Source organism: Candidatus Binatia bacterium (genome assembly GCA_023150935.1).
Taxonomy (GTDB): domain Bacteria; phylum Desulfobacterota; class Binatia; order HRBIN30; family HRBIN30; genus JAKLJW01.
Genome location: JAKLJW010000012.1, coordinates 96955 through 113923, shown reverse-complemented (window position 1 = coordinate 113923; position 16969 = coordinate 96955). Strand labels below are relative to the sequence as shown.

Here is a 16969-nt window from a genome sequence, read left to right as displayed (position 1 = left end):
GCGGGTGTGTCGCCACACCGCCGTCGTGACAAACCCCTCGCGCCACCACTGCCGCCAGCGCCGCAGCGTGCGCACGCTCACGCCCAGATGCTCGTGCAGATACGCGACGCGGCGAGGACTCAGCCCATGCGTCATCGCGCTCAGCACGATGACGGCCACCCCGAGATAGACGCGCCGGCCCAGATAGCGCACCGACGGCGGCGTCACCCGGCGCCGGCAGCCGTCAGCCGCGCAGCAGAAACTCTGGCGCCATTGGTAGTCGGCGCCGACATCGATCGCGGCGCCGCGCGGCTTACGTCGGTAGCGGGCGCTATGCAACCGCCCACCGCAGTGGCAGCCCGCGGCGCGCACCTGCACCGCGATGTCCGCATCGAACTGGGTGAGCAACGACAAGAACCTGGCATCCGCCAGTAGAGCGTGGCACAAGGGAGCTCTCCTTCGTCCCGGAAGACCAAGGAGAGGCGAACCCTCTCGGGGAGCTTGAGTCAAGCTCCCCGAGGGGCGCTTCGCCGCGTTCCCTCACGCAGCGCGTTCAGATCGCCGCGGAATCCCCTCGCCAGAAGTGGCGGTGCTCAGGCACCGCGGCTGCGCGAAGTGTGTGGTCTCACTTCTCACTCTTCTGACACGCCCGGCAGACGCCGTAGAGTTCCATCTTTCGGCCCGTGAAGCGAAAGCCGAAACGACGGGCTACTTCTGCCTGCAGGGCGTCAATTTCGGGCTGATCGAACTCGACGATGGTACCGCAGCGCTCACAGAGCAGGTGGTCGTGCTGACCACCCTCTCCGGCCGTTTCGTACCGCGCCTCGCCGTCGCGGAAGTGGCGTTCGACAGCAAGTCCGCACTCGGTGAGGAGCTTCACCGTACGATACACGGTCGCATAGCCGATCCCGGGGTTGACGCGCTTGACCGCGTGGTAGAGTTCCTCGACGCTGATGTGTCGCTGACTGGCAAAGAACACGCGCGCGATGTCGTCGCGCTGTGCCGTCGACTTCAGGCCCTGCCGGCGCAGGTGGTCCTTGAAGATGGCGAAACGGTCGGTCGGCACCTTGGCTAACGACGAAGTCTTGAGCGGGCGGCGGGTCACCGCGTCCTCGAAGCGCCTGATCTCACGATCTGACAGGTCAGGACGTCACCTCGACGCCAGCCGAATCGGACGGCGCCGCAGTTCGTATACCGCCGCCTGTCCGCTCCAGCAGCTCACGCGCGGCGGGAGACAGGTACACCTCGTCCAGGCGGCAGGAAGACAACTCCTCGAGGAGAATTTCGATGTGCACCTGCGGCGGCAGGCCACGGTCGAGCAGGATCATCTCCTGCTCCCCCACGCGGCACCTCCCACCGCGCACGTGATAGCCAACCTCGCGCAGCAGTCGCTCCTCGCGCACCGCAAACCCGAGGCGTGCCGCCGCCTCCTTCAACTCATCGAGCACCGCCAACTGGCGCGTTGCCCGCTCCGCCCGTATGTCGTTTCGTTGCGTCACGAAACGGATTCTGTCCCAACCCGGGGGGTCATGCAAACCCGGCTGTCGGGTTGCAGGCGCTTGCCGCTACTCGAGTCGCAGTGTAGACGGGCTGCAATGATCAAGAGCATTCTCGTGGGCCTCGATGGCTCGGCGCATGCCGGGTCGGCCGTTCGGTACGCGCTCTGGCTGGGCGCGAAGCTGCAAGCCACCGTCGTCGGCATGCACGTGGTCGACATCGTCTCGATCGAGGGTTCGGTGATGCACGACATCTCGGGCTCGCTGGGCTTCGAACCGTATCTCGACTTCTCATCTAAGATGCGCGAGGCATTGCACGAACGCGGAAAGATATTCTTGCAGGAGTTTTCCGAGAGCGCCGTCGCGGCCGGGGTTAGAGCGGAAACGGTGCTCACCATGGGCATCGTTGCCAACGAACTGTCGGAGCAGGCAAAGACCTCGGATCTCGTCGTCATCGGCCACCGCGGCGTCAACGAGCGCTTCTCCACGGGGCTACTGGGAAGTACCGCGGAGAGCGTCACGCGTCGCTCCCCAAAGCCGCTTTTCGTCAGCGGGGCGGAGTTTCGGGCCTGCTGTCGCCCTCTGCTTGCTTACGACGGCAGGCAGCGTGCGGCAGCGGTCATGCAGTCCGCGGCCGAGTTGTGCGCAACCCTGGGGTTGCCACTGACGGTGGTAACCGTGAACAAGGACGAGGTGGACGGTCGTCGCGTGTTGGACGAAGCCGCCGCGTATCTGCGCCCGTACGAACTGCCGACCACCCTTGAGTTGATCGCCAGTGGCAACGCTCCGGAGCGCATCACGGCTTTCATCGAAGAACGCGGGCACGATCTGCTGTTCATTGGCGCTTACGGCCATAGCCGCATAATCGAAATGGTGCTGGGCAGCACGACGGAATACGTCTTGCGCAACGTCGGATGCCCGGTGTTCTTGGACCGATGATGGTCTGATGGGGGCCGTTAGGATGTTACGTGAGAGTCACCACGCGCGACGGCGCGAACTTGCACATTCGTAAGCGTTCGGCCCTTCTTACAACATCAGCAAGACCAGCAACGCCGCTACGCCAAGGCCGATCTTTGCCCAGAAGCCCGGTTGGATCACGACCGGATCGGAAGCGATGCTTCGAACATCCTGAGCCCGCACGGTTCCGGAAGTAACGGCCTCGACGATCTCCAAGCAGTCCGCCGCCATGACGTCACGGAACGCCGCCCCGAGTTCCGCCGAAGCGACGGACGGGTCGCCCTGATAACTCACCACCGGACCGCCGTAACCGTAGCGCGCGTTCAATAGCCAACCCACCCCACCGGCAAGACCCTCCGTGGTCAACCGCAACCTCGCGGCATCACGACCCAACCCTTCCCACCAGGACGCCAGGAAAGCACCCATACGTTCCAATGGCGCAAAGATCGGCGGACGGACGGGGCCCAACACCCGGTATTTGGCGTCCACAAGTTCAGGTTCCTCCGCAAGCATGAACGAGGTTTCCAGAGTCCCAGCGTGCTCGCCCCCACGCAAGCCGGTCGTCTCGGGTTCGGTCAGTGCCCGGCCGAGTCGCCGCTCAACCTCCTGCGTCCTTTGGCCGGTTATCAGACGATGAAGCACGAGCACGGAAGGCGAGAACATCTGCACTCGGTGGCGTTTGCTGATGCGACGACAAGCCGCCTCTAATGCCGCGGCGTGGCGAGGACCACCGTGGCCGTTAGTCACCACGATATACCGAAACCCCGCACGCACCAGCGAACGAGCGTGGGCCAGCAGGGCGGCGTAGAGGTTCCGCTGCGTTACCTCCATCGACCCCGCCAGAGGCAACTCGTCGGTGCCCAGTGGCAGGGGGGGGAGCTGAACCACCGTCCAGTCGCGATGCGCAGCGGCGAACCGCCTGCCGGCCTCCGCCGCCATCCAGCGTGCCATGAAGAGATCCATTCCCAATGGTAAATGCGGTCCGTGCACCTCAAGAGCGCTCACCGGCCAGAAACAAACCGCGCGCGACATATCGAGGCTCCGCAGCTGCGAATACGTAAGCTTAGTACCGTCGACAAGGTTCATGCGAATCCCCACTGCCCGGCTCCAGCCGCGCAAACAACCGTAATGTGTCCGAGACAGGTGTCGTCACCAGGTGACGCCCCGGACCAACCGACATCCTCTACACGTGAAGCCAGCTTGAAGGACAGACGCTGGTGCGTGGCTTGCTTGGCAAAATGCGCTGACCTATTCAAGAGTGGTTGGTCATGTCTGTAACGGCGAACGTAATGCATGTGCTGGCTCGGTATTCGGAGGGCCTGCGGCTCGCCGCCTGTCACGGGTCGGAATCCGGAATCGTGCTCGAGTATGCGTACGAAAACGTCCCTCAGGGGTCGGGTGCGCTGGGCCGCTGGATCGATCGCACCTTCCTTCAGCTTCGGCGCTGCGATGCACTGCGAAGACGGGTCGACCTGACGCGAGAGATGGTCGCCGGGTTGATAGCCGATCGCCGTACCAACGGACGCCGGACCGTAATTCTCGATGTCGCCGCAGGAACGGGGAGGTACTTACGGGAGCTTGCACGATCCCGCAAGCGGGGCGACCTGGTAATTCGGTGCTTGGACCGCAACCCGCACGAGGTCATGCTCGGCCGCCAGCTAGTCAATCGTGAAGGCCTCTCGGACTTCGACTTCGAGGTCGGCGACGCGACCGATGACGCCAGTTACCTGATGCGAGACGATCCTGACATCATCCTCGCGATCGACCTGTTCCCCTACCTGCACGACGACATGGCCGTGCGGACGGTAATGGCACACTCATTCTCCCACCTTGCGCCGAAGGGTTTGTTCGTCTGCACCGGTGCCGGGCCAGACACAACGGTCCGCGGCTCCGAGCACTGGGGAGGCAGCGGCTTTCAGCTTGCTCCCCTCATGCGCAAGACCGCCGCCATCGAGAGCTGGATGGCCGCGGCCGGCTTCACCGCGATTTCCTCCGTGGCCATCGGCGACGGGCACATGGCGCTGCTTGGGGAAAAGCACGCGGTCCAGAAGTTCGTCGGCGACCCCGGCAAGAGCCGGAAGGCAGCCGCCTCATCCGAGGCGGAACCCCGGCTTTCGCCAGGGTGAGGGTCCTATCGATTATTCTCGGCTTGCGGGCGCCAACCCGCGCTCGTGAGGCCCAGTCAAGAAGCACCGAACAGCCGATCTCTTCTCAACTTCTTAACCGGCGTGTCGAAGGGCTCAAATGCCTTCTCGGGACCTGCCAGAGCATTCTCCCGACAAGCGGCCCGCCAGGCGGCCCGGTCCCCCTCCGGAGGGCGAAGAGCCTGATCGCGACGCGCGTCACGATCGGGCTCCGGACGCGATTCAACCGCTTCGTCTTCCCGGCAGTTCGCCGGCGTAGCTGAGGCGCAGGTAAAAGGTGAAGTCCGCGGCAGTAGCAACGCCGCTCACGTTGTTGATGCCGCCAACCTGGAGTAGCCACCCCTCCCACGCCACGTTGAAGCCCGCCGCCAACTCGACCGCCGTCCCGTCCAAAATCGGGGTTCCCGTACCGTGCATCGGACTCGTGTACGCCTCCTGTTGCACAACCAGCGACACCCAGCGAGCCAGGCAAAGCTCGAGTGCGAACCCCTCCGTCACGAATGGATCGAGGCTCAGGTTACCCGGCGTTATCCGTCCCACCGGAAAGATCAGGTTGAGATTCTGGTACAGCATCAGCCACGAAAGCGGCCCGTACTCCATGGCGAAGCCAACGCCGACATCGGGCTGCCCACTACCGAAGACCGCCCCGGCTCGACCTGTTGGGACCTTGACCGCTCCGCGCAGCGACAGCATGGGAAGTTTCTCCGGCCGCCAGAGTTCGTATTTCGCGCTGAACCAGAGGTCGCCAAGGGCGAACTGTTGTTTGGGGCCGTGAAACAGCGCAACACCTCGGCGATCGACGGAGAAACCGCCGAAGACGTTGTCTGGAAAGAGCTTCCGCTCAGGGTTCACCTGGCCGAAGAGATCCTCGACGCCGTTGATGAAGGGGTCCATGAATCCCCCAAAACGTGAGATCATCGGGATGTCGACCCCGACTTCGAGGCGGGGCCAAACCCCGACTGAACCACCGAGAACCGTGCGGTTGCTTTCGAATTTCAGGAGCGCCGCAACATCCCCCTGCTCGGTGGCGATCTCGTTACTTTCGGCTGATTCGAGGCGGACGCTGAACGCGCCGGGCGACAGCACCGCGGCGCGTTCGAAGGGCAAGTTCAGAAAGATCAACTGAATCGGCTGGAAATTCCGGACCGGCAGAGGGCCGTACCCGACCCCAGTAGCGCTGAACGCCGCTGCCGGCAGCAAACAGGCCAGGGCTGACAGCGCTCGAGTGAGGGAGAGCACTTGAGGGTAATCGCCGGCTTAACGGGTCCGCTGCCGTTCCCTCGCCCCCGACCGCTCCAACATCGCCGCGGCGCTTCCTCTTGCACCGGGCTCATCCCCTCGCAGCAAGGCCACGCGCAGAGAACGCGAGGCCATCCGCATCGCCGCCGCCTCGGCCGGGTCCAGATCGTCCGCGCACGCCGCCAGCTCCTCCATGGCCATAGCGACGTCCGAAATCGCCTCTAGCATCTCACCGCGATCCCGAGCCGCCATGGCCGTAATCAACCGCGTCCGGACCGCACCGAGAATGGGCCGAACCGAAGGACCGAGAGCGGCTTCGAGATCGCCCAGCCGACAGACTACGGCTTCTATCGCCTCTGGCGCCACTTCGAATTGCTTGTCCACCATAACGCCCGTAGGTTACAACCTCGGCATGAATGCCGAAAGCGAGGCCGCTGCCAATGTTGTTCGTAATTATCGGTCACGACGCCCCTGACGCCCGCGACAAGCGGCCGCGGCACCGGCCAGCTCATCTCGCGCACCTCGAACCACTGACCGCCTCCGGCAAGCTGTTGCTCGCCGGGCCCTTTACGGATGGGGGCGGCAGCCTCATCGTCATCGACGCTGAGTCCGCCGCCGCCGTATGGGACCTCCTGAGCCGCGATCCTTACGTAACTAACGGCGTTTTCAACCGCGTCGAGGTGCGGCCCTTCCTGCAGGTGTTCCCGCGCGCCGACGCTTGACGCCACCCGGCCCGGGCGCTTATGGCACGGACCGCTCCGTCCACCTCAGAACGTGTCCGGCAGCGTGATGACGTCCCCCTGCAGCTGTCCGCCGATGAAATGTACATTCGCCGCCGTAACCGCACCCGTGCCGACGCGGACTTCTTCCCCAATCGCCAGCACGCCGTGCCCCCGATCGACTCCCGCATCCACCACCGGTCGAATTCGGGCTTGCCCAACCAGTGTGCCCTGGAGCGCAACACCGAAAATCGGGATCTCCCTCAGGTCGAGATCCCCGAAGCACGTCACTGCAACGCTAAACGAAGCCGGTTGCTCGAACTCGTTGAAGACCTCGAACTGCAGCGTCGCGGTACCCGGTATCGCATCCTCGATATTCATGCTGCACGGCACCACCGTCAAACGCGTATAGACAGGCACACTCAGCACGGGATCCAGGGCACCGCTGAAGAAGGCGTTCAGGAGCACCACCCGCGGGCAGCTCCCGTACTCCACATCGTTCAGCAGGAGCGTATTGTCGCCGTCGTTACCAGCCAGGCCCGGTATCCCTATCGCTTCGTACTTACGGGTCGTTTGTGCGGTCCGCTCCACTATGGTGGCGTCCCCCGTCAGAGCGTTCCGTGAGACCGGGCTCTCGCTATCGTCGACAACCACGCAGCGCAGCTCGCCGACGAAGCCCTCGGCAACCGGCGGCACGGCTCCAGGGTACAGGCTGCGGTCGCGCCCATCCGGTGGGGACGCGGGCAAGCCTTCCCCAGCCACCCATACAGCCGGCTGCTGCATGGTCAACTGGATCTCAAAGTCCGTCACTAACCACGTCGGGGACCCACTGTCGGGACCGGGCCGACCGTCCACGTAAAAGCACCGCGCCCTGACTCGCTCGCCCGTAGCGTTGCTAATCTGCACGATCGTATCGTGGTCGAGTCCGCTGGTGATTTTTGGAAACACCAGAATTGCACCCGGGAGTTCAGTACTCACCTCGGCTGCCGGGGCCCCGGCACCCGCACCCAATACTGCGGCCGCTACCGATACCGCGCGGATCCAGCGTGCGACCGACCGCGTTCTCATATGAGGTTATGCATTGTTCCCGGAGATAAAGCCGGGCCTAGAAAAAGAAAAAAGGGGCAGGGGCTTTCTAAGGCCCCTGCCCCTCGTCCCGACACTACTTACGGAACCTCGGGGCTCAGCAACATTACGTCACCCAGCTCCGGAGTACCAGTGAAGTTCGTGTTTACAGCACCGCTGCAGACTCCATCCGGATGCCGTTCCGGATCACACTCCCAGAAGGAGAACAGAGTCGCGACCACCTTGTTCGCGTAGGTCGGGCCCGGTACCGGCCGCATGCGGAACTGGCCCGTCAGTGTACCCTGCACGCCGACATTGAATATCGACTGCGGATTACCGAATGGTCCCGGTCGCGTATCGATATCCGAGAGCTGCGTCTCACGGAAGCAGTTCACGCTCGTGGACGTCGAGAAGCGCTGCTCGTATTCGTTGTAAACCAGGAACTGCAGCACCGACGACAGTGGCTGCTGCGTGTAGAAGTCGTCCCCGCAGGGAATCACGGTCAGATCTGAAACCACGGTCTGGACCTGCGTATTCCCGTGGGATGCAACTCTCGCGTCGTCGAAGTAGTTGTCGACGATGACGATGTTCGGACAGGCGTTGTACTCCGCTCCATTCGGGCACTGCGAAGTCGTGCCGCCACCCAAGCACAGCACGTCGTCCCTATTCGAACTCGCCGCCGCCAGCGCCTGAACCCCGATGGCGTTGTACTTGAGCGCGTCGACCGTGTTGGGCCCTTCCTCTAAAACTTCGGTACGAACGATCGTGACTTCACCCTTCAGATCGCCTTCGAAGTCGTTTGCGGGATCGAACCCTCGCGTCGGACGGAAGTCGTTGGGGTCAACCTCAACGCACTTCATGTACCCGAAGAACGGGTCCGTCTGAACCGGCGGCACGAAGGACGGCGTGCCATCGGAGCCCCGATTCGACTGGCCGGCCGGGCAGTTGTCACCCAGGATGCCGGGGCAGGGGAATTCCGCGCGCCCATCGCTGGCCTTCCAGGTGACAGGCTGCCGCTTCGTCAGAGTCATGCGGAAGTCGTTCTCGGTCCATTGCGGCAAACAAACGCCGCCAGCGGGACATCCCGTGTTGTCGAGGCACGGCACGTTCGGCGCATTGCTGCAGAAACTCGTCGCGTTGACGATCCAGCAACGTGCCGCGATTACCGAGTTCGAGGTGTTGGTCACCTGTATCTCGGTGTCCGTGATGGCCCCGAAGACGCCTGCCGTATCGACGACAATCTTCGGGTACATGAGGATCGCGCCCGGCTTGTCCGACGCGACATCCGCACGAGCGACACCAGCCGCCGCCACGGCTCCGAGGAGCCCCATGAGAATCGTCCGCCGCTTATTGCCCGTGATGGTGCTCATCGCGTGTTCTCCTTTCCTCACCGCCCTCTGGTGGCTCGTCATACCCTAATCCAACGAGGGGAGGATGATGCGGTCGGTCACGCCCGCGTCACTAAAGCGGGTTCCCTCGATATGGAGGTTGAACGCCGCCCGCGCCGCCGGTCCGACTGTGTTTAACGCGGATGTATCTCGCCGCGTTTCCTGAGCCACCCCGATCACGCCGCCGTTACCCGGGACCGGCGAAATGCGCGTGTGCGCCCCGATAGTCCCAAGCACTCGATACGTAAAGGGGTTGGCCGCTCCCGGCGTCCCCAGAAGGCTGATGGGAGAGTCGAGCCAGCAGTCCACCGTCGTGCTGGTGCTAAACGGCTGTTCGTACTCGTTGAAGATCTGGAATTGTACGGTAACCCGGCCGGGGATCTGATTCTCGAAATCCTCCTGGCACGGCACCAGCGTCACCGACGTCTGCACCGGGCACGCGAGGCAGCGGCCAGCACCGGTACATTCGGAGTCGATCAAGCACGGCGCCCCTTCTCGGTTCCCGCCGATACACACCGGCTCACAGCGCCCCTCCTGCTCCAAGACCAGGTCGGGCGCCCCGTCGGCGAAGTGGTTCAGGATGAGAACGTTCGGACAGGAGTTGTACTCGCCACCCAAATTCTCCGGCGTCCGATCCAAGGTTAGCGTCTGATCGCCTGCACCGACCGACTCTTCCGGATCACCGGCGATCGCGATCGCGTTGTACTGGGTGACATCACCGTCGTCCCACAACAACGTCGCCTCACCCTTCAAGCTGTTTCTGCGCAACGGGTTTCCCCCGTCGTCCACCTGCACGCACTTCAGCTCGCCCGTGAAGCCCAGCGGCACAGGCGGCACCAAGCCGACGTCCATGCCGGCTCCATCCGAGCCGAACGGATCGGTGTAGTCGACCCGTCGTCCGAGGCTGGCCACCCAGTGCGTCGGCTGCTGACGCGTCATCCACACCCAGAAGTCGGTCTCGATCCATTGCGGTGGATTCGTGATCGACGGGGGCAGCAGCGGATTTACCGGCGCCGCATTCACATAGAAACAGTGCGCGTGCACCATCGTCCCACTGTGCGTGTTCGTGAGCTGAATCACGGTGTCGCGCACGCCGTCCCAAACCACATTCGGCCACACCACAACCGAACCACTCTGTTCGGTCGAGATGTACCGCGGCTGGGCCGATGCGACTCCGACGAGCATCAGCACGCCAGCTGCCGCCCCACTGAGCGCCCACAGGCCTCCTACCCACTTCATCTTACGCATTCGCTTTCTCCTTTCCCTGCCGGAGAAATCACCTCTGCTGCACGTCCAACGGAGCGATTTGCTCCACTTCCCTCATACCGAGACTTCCCCGATCCGGCACACAAGAGCCGGGCCAGAAAGCTGCATCCAATTACTCGAAGCGTTGAAAGTTGTCAAGCGGAAAAGGACCGCGTCAGCCGCGACCCACCCCCAAACCCGCCCGCCTCGCCGGGCCGCCCACTGCCGGCGCGATTCTCTTGACGCCGGCTATTCGCCTCTGGTAATGACCCCGCCACGCTTTCCATGCCCGCGTGCTCACTTGCACCGAAATAAGACCAAAAGCAAGGGGGAGAGGAGGTTTGATGAGGTTTCCGTGGAATTCCCTGGCTGTGGCGACCGTCGGGCTGGTGGCCGTCCCCGGTTGTGGACTGTTTGGTTCCGGCAAGCCCTCCGCCGCCGGCCCCAGAGCCCCGGTTCAGTATACGAGCACCAGTCAGGGGCTGCCAAAATCGAGAATATGGAAGTCTCAGTTCGCCTTCGGCGACATCAACGGCGACGGCAACCCTGACATCGGCGTCGTTTCGCGCCTCGCCGATGGGCCCTATATCTTCGTGGGCGACGGCAAGGGCAACTGGACCGATGCATCCAACGGGCTACCCCGCGAGGCCTACTGCGGTGGCGGCATGGACTTTGGCGACGCCAACAACGACGGCAAGATGGACGTTGCCATCGCCGACCACTGCAAGGGCGTCTTCGTGTATCTTGGCGACGGCACCGGCAACTGGCGCAACGCCTCCGCAGGACTCCCCACCGTGGGCTCCGAAGACGTCGCCGTCGGCGACTTCAATAAAGACGGCTGCCTCGACCTTGCGATCGTCGCCGCTTCCGAGGAGGGCGTGCGCGCCTTCACCGGCGACTGCAAAGGGGTCTGGCGTGAAAGCTCTAAAGGTCTTTCGCAAACCGAATGGGGCAATGCAGTGGAAATCGACGATGTCGACGGCGACGGCAACCTCGACGTCGTCGCCGCCTACTCGGCCGGCCCCCGAGTATGGCGCGGCAACGGCAAAGGCAGCTGGACGGAAGCATCAGAAGGGATGCCTGCCCCCGAGATCCACGGCTTATACTGGGGCATCGCCGTCGGCGACGTCAACGGCGATGGCAAGCTCGACGTGGCCTCCGGCGCCGCTATCCCGGGCGCCGAGGTGTTCATCCAGGAATCCGGCCCCGCAGGCATCCGCTGGCGCAAGGCGAACGAAGGCATAATCCCGATGAATGCCCTGGGCGTTGCCCTCGGCGACCTCAACAACGACCAGAAGACAGATCTAGTCGTGGTCGGCAAGTCCAACCTCGAAGAGATCGGAGGCGTCTACGGCGTCTTCGTCTTCCATGGCGACGGCACCGGAAACTGGCAGCTTCAAAAGAACAACGGTCTTCCCACCGACGGCCGTGAACGCACCTGGGGCACCGCCGTTGCCGATGTCAACCGCGATGGCGTACTCGACATCGGCGTCGCCTTCGGCGACGTCCTCTCCCCAACCTGGCGCTCGGGTAAGGCCGACCCCACCAAGGAGAAGGGCAAGGACGATAAGAAGGCCAAGGGCCCCGAGCGCGGCATGTACGGCGCCATCGAGGTGTGGGACGGCTCCATCGACAAGTGACCCGCAACGGCACCCCACACTCGCACCGAGGCGGCGGACTTGTTCCGCCGCCTCTTTTTTTGCCCGGCCAACCGCGATTGCATGGAAATGTCGTTGTGGGAGTATGCGCGAAATGCATCGTTTGTGGGGCTACGTACGGCGATACCGCCGGAGATACGCCGTCGGCTGCCTGTGCCTGCTCGCCACGGCCTCCCTGGCCATGGCCATCCCTTACCTGCTCAAACGCGCGGTCGACGCCGTCGGCGCCGGTGCCCCCGCCAGCCGCGTTGCCACGTTCGCCCTGACGATCGTCGCCATCGCCCTCGCCCAGGCCGTCGTGCGCACCCTGTCACGCAGCCTGATCTTCAACGTCGGACGCGACGTCGAGTACGACCTGCGAAACGACCTCTTCCGCCACCTCGAACGACTTCCCCTCGCCTTTTACCAGCGTCACCAGACCGGCGACCTGATGTCCCGTCTGGTCAACGACGTCACTGCCGTGCGCATGCTCCTCGGCGTCGGCGTTCTCAACCTGATCAACACTCCCATCTACTACGCTTACGGCGTCGCCATCATGCTCGCCCTCGACGCCCGCCTCACCCTCGCCGCCCTCATTCCCTACCCGCTGCTTCTCATCGTTGTGAAATTCTACAGCCGCCGCATCCTCGAGGACACGTTGCGGGTACAGGAAGGCCTGGCTGCCCTCAGCAGCGACGTGCAGGAAAACCTCAGCGGCATGCACGTGGTTCGCGCCTACGCCGCCGAAGAGATTCAGGCCAGAATCTTTGCCGCCGCCAACGAGCGTTTCAAGGCGGCCAGCCTCAAACTCGCCCGCTCGCGCGGCCAGTTGTTTCCACTCATGCGCGCCGCTTCCAGCGTCGGCACTCTGGTCGTGCTCTGGTACGGCAGCCTCCAGGCGATCGCCGGCCGGCTGAGCCTCGGCGACATGGTCGCCTTCATCGGTTATCTCAACCTCCTCGCCTGGCCGACCCTCGCTCTCGGCTGGATCCTCTCCGTCCTGCAGCGCGGCCGCGCCGCCATGCGCCGACTCGAGGAGATCCTCGACGCCCCCGCCACTATTTCCGACCGACCCGGCGCCACGCCCCTCCCGGTCATCCACGGCGCCATCGCATACCGTGACGTAACCTTCGCATACCCCACCGCCGGCACCGGCCGCACCGCTCTGCGCAATGTCACCCTCGCCGTCGCCCCCGGCCGGCAGCTCGCCCTGATCGGCCGAACCGGAGCCGGCAAGAGCACCCTCGCCATGCTGCTACCGCGCCTGTTCGATGCGCATAACGGCACCGTACTCCTCGACGGCCGCGACGTCCGCACCATGCCACTCGCCCAGCTCCGCCGCGCGATCGCCTACGTGCCGCAGGACCCCTTCCTCTTCTCCGCAACCGTGCGCGACAACATCCGCTTCGGTGCCGACCACGCAGACGACGCCGCCGTGCGCACCGCCGCCACCGTCGCCGGTGTCGCCACCGACATCGAGAGCTTCCCCCGCGGCTACGATACCGTCGTCGGCGAACGCGGCATCACTCTCTCCGGCGGCCAGAAACAACGCCTCACCATCGCTCGCGCCCTGCTCCGCGACGCTCCCGTGCTCGTCCTCGACGATGCCCTGTCCAGCGTCGACACCCGTACCGAACGCACCATCCTTACCGCCCTCGAAAGCGTCGTTCGCCAACGCACCCGTATCGTCGTCTCCCACCGCATCTCCACCGTCCAGAACGCCGACGTCATCGCCGTGATTGACGAAGGGCAAGTCGTCGAAATCGGCAACCACGCCACTCTCATGGCCCGTGGCGGTCTGTACGCCGACCTCGCCCGCCAGCAGCGACTCGAGGAGGAGATCGCTGCCTTATGAGCGCCCCCGCCGCCCCAACCGTCAGCGCCGCCGACTCGGAAACGCTCCTCGGGCGCGCGTACGACGCTCGCCTCGCCTACCGCCTCTGGCAGTTCATCCGCCCTTATCAGCGCGAGTTCTGGCTGTCGGTCGCCTGCCTGCCCGTAACCTCGGCCTTCGTCCTTGCCCAACCTTACCTGCTCAAAGTCACCATCGACCGCTACGTGGCGCAAAACAATCCGCACGGCGTCGCAGTCATGGGAGTCATATTCGGCGCCACCATCGTCGCCGAACTCGCCTTCATGTACCTGCAGTACTACCTGACCATGGTAGTTGCCCAGAAGAGCCTCGCCGACCTCCGCATCGCCGTCTTCGCCCACGTGCAGCGCCTCGAAGCCGCGTACTTCGACCGCCACCCGGTCGGCCGCCTCGTCACCCGCATGACCACCGACATCGATGTCATTAACGAAATGTTCGCCGCCGGTGCCCTCACCATCGGCATGGATGTCGTCACGCTGCTGGGCATCGTCGCCATCATGCTGGCCATCGATGTCAAGCTCGCCCTGGTCAGCCTCGCCCTCCTGCCGTTTCTCCTGCTCGCCATCAACTTCTTCCGCCTCCGCGCCCGCCACAGCTACCGCCTCATCCGAGAGCGCATCGCTCGCCTCAACGCCCACCTCCAGGAAGCCATCTCGGGCATGATGGTCATACAGCTGTTCACCCGCGAAACTCGCACCTACGAGGAGTTCGACGAATTCAACGACGCCCACCGTCAAGCCAATCACTGGTCGAACATATACGAGGCCTCGCTGTTCTCGATCGTCGAAGCGATCAGCAGCATATCCTTCGCGCTCATCGTCTGGTACGGCGGCATTCGCATCCTCGACGCAACTCTCGCCTTCGGCACGCTGGTTGCCTTCATAGAATACGTGCAGAAGTTCTTTGTCCCTGTCCGCGACTTCTCGTCCAAGTATGCGGTCATGCAGTCGGCAATGTCGGCGGCCGAGCGCGTGTTCGAGCTCCTCGACACTCGCCCGGCCATCGCGGCACCCGCAAACCCCCGCCTCCCGGCTGCCACTCGGACCTGCCCCGGACGCATCGCCTTCGAGCATGTCTGGTTCGCGTACAAAGGCGATGACTGGGTCCTGCGCGACGTCAGCTTCGAGATCTCCCCGGGGGAGAAGATCGCTATCGTCGGCGCCACCGGCGCCGGCAAGACCACCATCATCAAACTACTCAACCGATCCTACGACGTGCAGCGCGGCCGCGTCCTCGTCGACGGCATCGATGTGCGCGATTGGGACCTGCACGCCCTGCGACGCAGCGTCGGCGCCGTGGCTCAGGATGTCTTCCTGTTCTCCGGCAGCATCGCCGACAACATCAGCCTGCGCCGCCGCGACATCGACCGCGCCGCCGTCGAGGCCGCCGCAGTCACCGCAAACGCCCACCGCTTCATCCGGCAGCTTCCCGGCAATCTCGACGAATCGCTGCGCGAACGCGGCAGCAACCTCTCAACCGGCCAGCGACAACTGCTCTCCTTCGCGCGCGCTCTCGCCTACAACCCGGCCATCCTCGTACTCGACGAAGCCACCTCCAGCGTCGACACCGAAACCGAGTCGCTGATTCAGGATGCCCTTGCCAAACTGCTGGCCGACCGCACCGCCGTAGTCATCGCGCACCGCCTGTCGACGATCGAGCACTCCGACCGCATCATTGTGATGCATCACGGGCAGGTCCGCGAAATCGGCTCGCATCGCGAACTGCTGGCGCTCGGCGGCCTCTATGCGCGCCTCCATGCACTGCAAACGCGCAGCGCGCACCCGCCACAACCACCGGCGGCGCGCTTCGCCGGCGCCGACCGCACCGCCGACTGACGCACACTTCCCCCGAAGGAGACGCCACTGATTTACCAAGGTAGTGCACAATCGCCTGGCGAGCACATTTCGGTTCGTGAGGCCAGCGCGCCGCGGAGCAGCGCCGGCGAACCGACGGCTGGGCAGCCCCGGGGCGGTGGCCAGAGCGCCGCAGTTCGCAACGTCATCCCGATCTTCCCCCCGCCGCTCCGCCACCGCAGATAGGAATCACGTCCCACCCTTGCACCGCCGAACACTCGATGGAATGACGCGACATTGGACGCACCTTCGCACGGGCGCCATTAGCCTAATCTACTTCTGCGGGCTGGCCCTCGCCCCCTTGCTCGCGGGCTGCTCACCGACGTACGTCCTGCGGGCCGGCTACGAGGAGGCCAAGATACTCTGGCGTCGTGTGCCGATCGAGGAGATGCTGCAGGAGCCGGATCTGCCTGCCGACACACGCGCCAAGCTCACCCTCGTCCTCGCCGTTCGCACTTATGCCCGCGACATCCTCGGTCTGCGCGTCGGCGGCAGCTATGCCAGCTTCGCCGCGGTCGATAGTTCGCAGGTCGTGCACGTGGTTACGGCGGCATATCGCGACCGCCTGACTCCTTACACGTGGTGGTTCCCGATCGTCGGCCGCGTCCCGTACAAGGGCTACTTCAACCGCGCCGAGGCCGTACGCGAGGCCGCAGATCTCGATTCGAAAGGCCTCGATACCATGGTGCGCCCGTCGGTTGCCTTCAGCACCCTCGGCTGGTTCGACGATCCGGTCCTGTCGACGCTGCTGCGATACGACGATGCGACACTGGCAAACACCGTCATCCACGAATTGCTGCACAACACCGTCTATCTGGGTAGCTCCGCAGCCTTCAACGAGTCCTTCGCCAACTTCGTCGGCCATCGCGGCGCCATCGACTTTTTTGCCCGTCACGGCGACGACGAACGCCGGCGGGAGGCGGCGGCGGATTGGGCCGCCGCGCTAATGTTTTCCGGGTTTCTCGCCGACCTGACCGGGCGCCTGCAGTTGGCATACGCTGCCGGCATCACGCCCGCGGAGTGCGAGCGACTACTGACCGCCGCACAAGCCGAATTCCTCGGCCTGCCCTTTAACGGCCGCTACCAGACCTTCATCACGCGACCGTTGAACAACGCCGTCATCCTGCACGACGTGCTCTACAACGACCGCCTCTCCGTCTTCGAAAACGCGTACGCGGCACAACACAACGACCTGCCGAACGCCATCGCCGCCATCGTCGCGGCGGTCAACGCTGACGACGCCGACCCGTACAGCACCGTGGCCCGGTGCGCACCCGCGCCATAACGCCGCCCGACGGCACCTCCCGGAACCCAACCATCACCTCGCCCCCCAGACGGCGACCTGCGGACGGATCTCGTGTCCGAACGGATCGC

The 16969-nt window shown here is 64.3% G+C and carries 16 protein-coding genes; 7 read left to right on the top strand and 9 right to left on the bottom strand.

What is annotated here, in order from left to right:
* The 3 genes from L6Q96_09660 to L6Q96_09650 all read right to left on the bottom strand — a co-directional run.
* Nucleotides 1-426 (bottom strand): hypothetical protein (locus L6Q96_09660; protein ID MCK6554831.1); only part of this gene is annotated, 426 nt, incomplete at its 3' end.
* 178 nt (nucleotides 427-604) lie between these two features.
* Nucleotides 605-1084 carry a transcriptional repressor gene (locus L6Q96_09655; GenBank protein ID MCK6554830.1) on the bottom strand — a complete coding sequence of 160 codons (480 nt, stop codon included), beginning with the start codon at nucleotides 1082-1084 and terminating at the stop codon, nucleotides 605-607.
* A gap of 37 nt (nucleotides 1085-1121) precedes the next feature.
* Complete coding sequence (locus L6Q96_09650) at nucleotides 1122-1478, bottom strand: hypothetical protein (protein ID MCK6554829.1); 357 nt, start codon at nucleotides 1476-1478, stop codon at nucleotides 1122-1124.
* A 96-nt stretch (nucleotides 1479-1574) separates the two neighbouring features.
* Here L6Q96_09650 and L6Q96_09645 point away from each other — a divergent pair, with 96 nt between their 5' ends.
* Complete coding sequence (locus L6Q96_09645) at nucleotides 1575-2414, top strand: universal stress protein (protein MCK6554828.1); 840 nt, start codon at nucleotides 1575-1577, stop codon at nucleotides 2412-2414.
* Nucleotides 2415-2501: 87 nt separating this feature from the next.
* Here L6Q96_09645 and L6Q96_09640 read toward each other — a convergent pair whose 3' ends face one another.
* Nucleotides 2502-3464 carry a creatininase family protein gene (locus L6Q96_09640; protein MCK6554827.1) on the bottom strand — a complete coding sequence of 321 codons (963 nt, stop codon included), beginning with the start codon at nucleotides 3462-3464 and terminating at the stop codon, nucleotides 2502-2504.
* 236 nt (nucleotides 3465-3700) lie between these two features.
* Between L6Q96_09640 and L6Q96_09635 the strand changes: the two genes are divergently transcribed.
* Nucleotides 3701-4558: a class I SAM-dependent methyltransferase family protein gene (locus L6Q96_09635; GenBank protein MCK6554826.1), complete on the top strand. Its 858-nt coding sequence runs from the start codon at nucleotides 3701-3703 to the stop codon at nucleotides 4556-4558.
* Between the two features lie 240 nt (nucleotides 4559-4798).
* Here the strand turns inward: L6Q96_09635 and L6Q96_09630 are convergent, their stop codons facing one another.
* A complete protein-coding gene (locus L6Q96_09630) occupies nucleotides 4799-5815 on the bottom strand; it encodes a DUF3187 family protein (GenBank protein ID MCK6554825.1) in 1017 nt (338 codons plus the stop codon).
* 18 nt (nucleotides 5816-5833) lie between these two features.
* Nucleotides 5834-6202, bottom strand: a complete 369-nt coding sequence (locus L6Q96_09625; protein ID MCK6554824.1) for a hypothetical protein — start codon at nucleotides 6200-6202, stop codon at nucleotides 5834-5836.
* A 53-nt stretch (nucleotides 6203-6255) separates the two neighbouring features.
* Between L6Q96_09625 and L6Q96_09620 the strand changes: the two genes are divergently transcribed.
* Nucleotides 6256-6537 (top strand): YciI family protein, encoded by a 282-nt coding sequence (locus tag L6Q96_09620; protein MCK6554823.1) that lies wholly within the window; start codon nucleotides 6256-6258, stop codon nucleotides 6535-6537.
* A gap of 45 nt (nucleotides 6538-6582) precedes the next feature.
* Here L6Q96_09620 and L6Q96_09615 read toward each other — a convergent pair whose 3' ends face one another.
* The 3 genes from L6Q96_09615 to L6Q96_09605 form a co-directional block, all read right to left on the bottom strand.
* Nucleotides 6583-7344, bottom strand: a complete 762-nt coding sequence (locus tag L6Q96_09615; GenBank protein ID MCK6554822.1) for a hypothetical protein — start codon at nucleotides 7342-7344, stop codon at nucleotides 6583-6585.
* 356 nt (nucleotides 7345-7700) lie between these two features.
* On the bottom strand, nucleotides 7701-8969 hold the full coding sequence (locus L6Q96_09610; protein MCK6554821.1) for a hypothetical protein: 1269 nt from the start codon (nucleotides 8967-8969) through the stop codon (nucleotides 7701-7703).
* Nucleotides 8970-9014: 45 nt separating this feature from the next.
* Nucleotides 9015-10235 (bottom strand): hypothetical protein, encoded by a 1221-nt coding sequence (locus L6Q96_09605; protein ID MCK6554820.1) that lies wholly within the window; start codon nucleotides 10233-10235, stop codon nucleotides 9015-9017.
* 341 nt (nucleotides 10236-10576) lie between these two features.
* Between L6Q96_09605 and L6Q96_09600 the strand changes: the two genes are divergently transcribed.
* The 4 genes from L6Q96_09600 (at nucleotide 10577) to L6Q96_09585 (ending at nucleotide 16880) form a co-directional block, all read left to right on the top strand.
* Entirely contained in the window at nucleotides 10577-11872 is a 1296-nt protein-coding gene (locus tag L6Q96_09600; protein MCK6554819.1) for a VCBS repeat-containing protein, read from the top strand.
* 112 nt (nucleotides 11873-11984) lie between these two features.
* Nucleotides 11985-13724, top strand: a complete 1740-nt coding sequence (locus tag L6Q96_09595; GenBank protein ID MCK6554818.1) for an ABC transporter ATP-binding protein/permease — start codon at nucleotides 11985-11987, stop codon at nucleotides 13722-13724.
* A complete protein-coding gene (locus L6Q96_09590; protein ID MCK6554817.1) occupies nucleotides 13721-15577 on the top strand; it encodes an ABC transporter ATP-binding protein/permease in 1857 nt (618 codons plus the stop codon). The genes L6Q96_09595 and L6Q96_09590 overlap by 4 nt, the downstream gene beginning before the upstream one ends.
* Nucleotides 15578-15821: 244 nt before the next feature.
* Nucleotides 15822-16880 carry an aminopeptidase gene (locus L6Q96_09585; GenBank protein MCK6554816.1) on the top strand — a complete coding sequence of 353 codons (1059 nt, stop codon included), beginning with the start codon at nucleotides 15822-15824 and terminating at the stop codon, nucleotides 16878-16880.
* The last annotated feature ends 89 nt before the right edge of the window (nucleotides 16881-16969 follow it).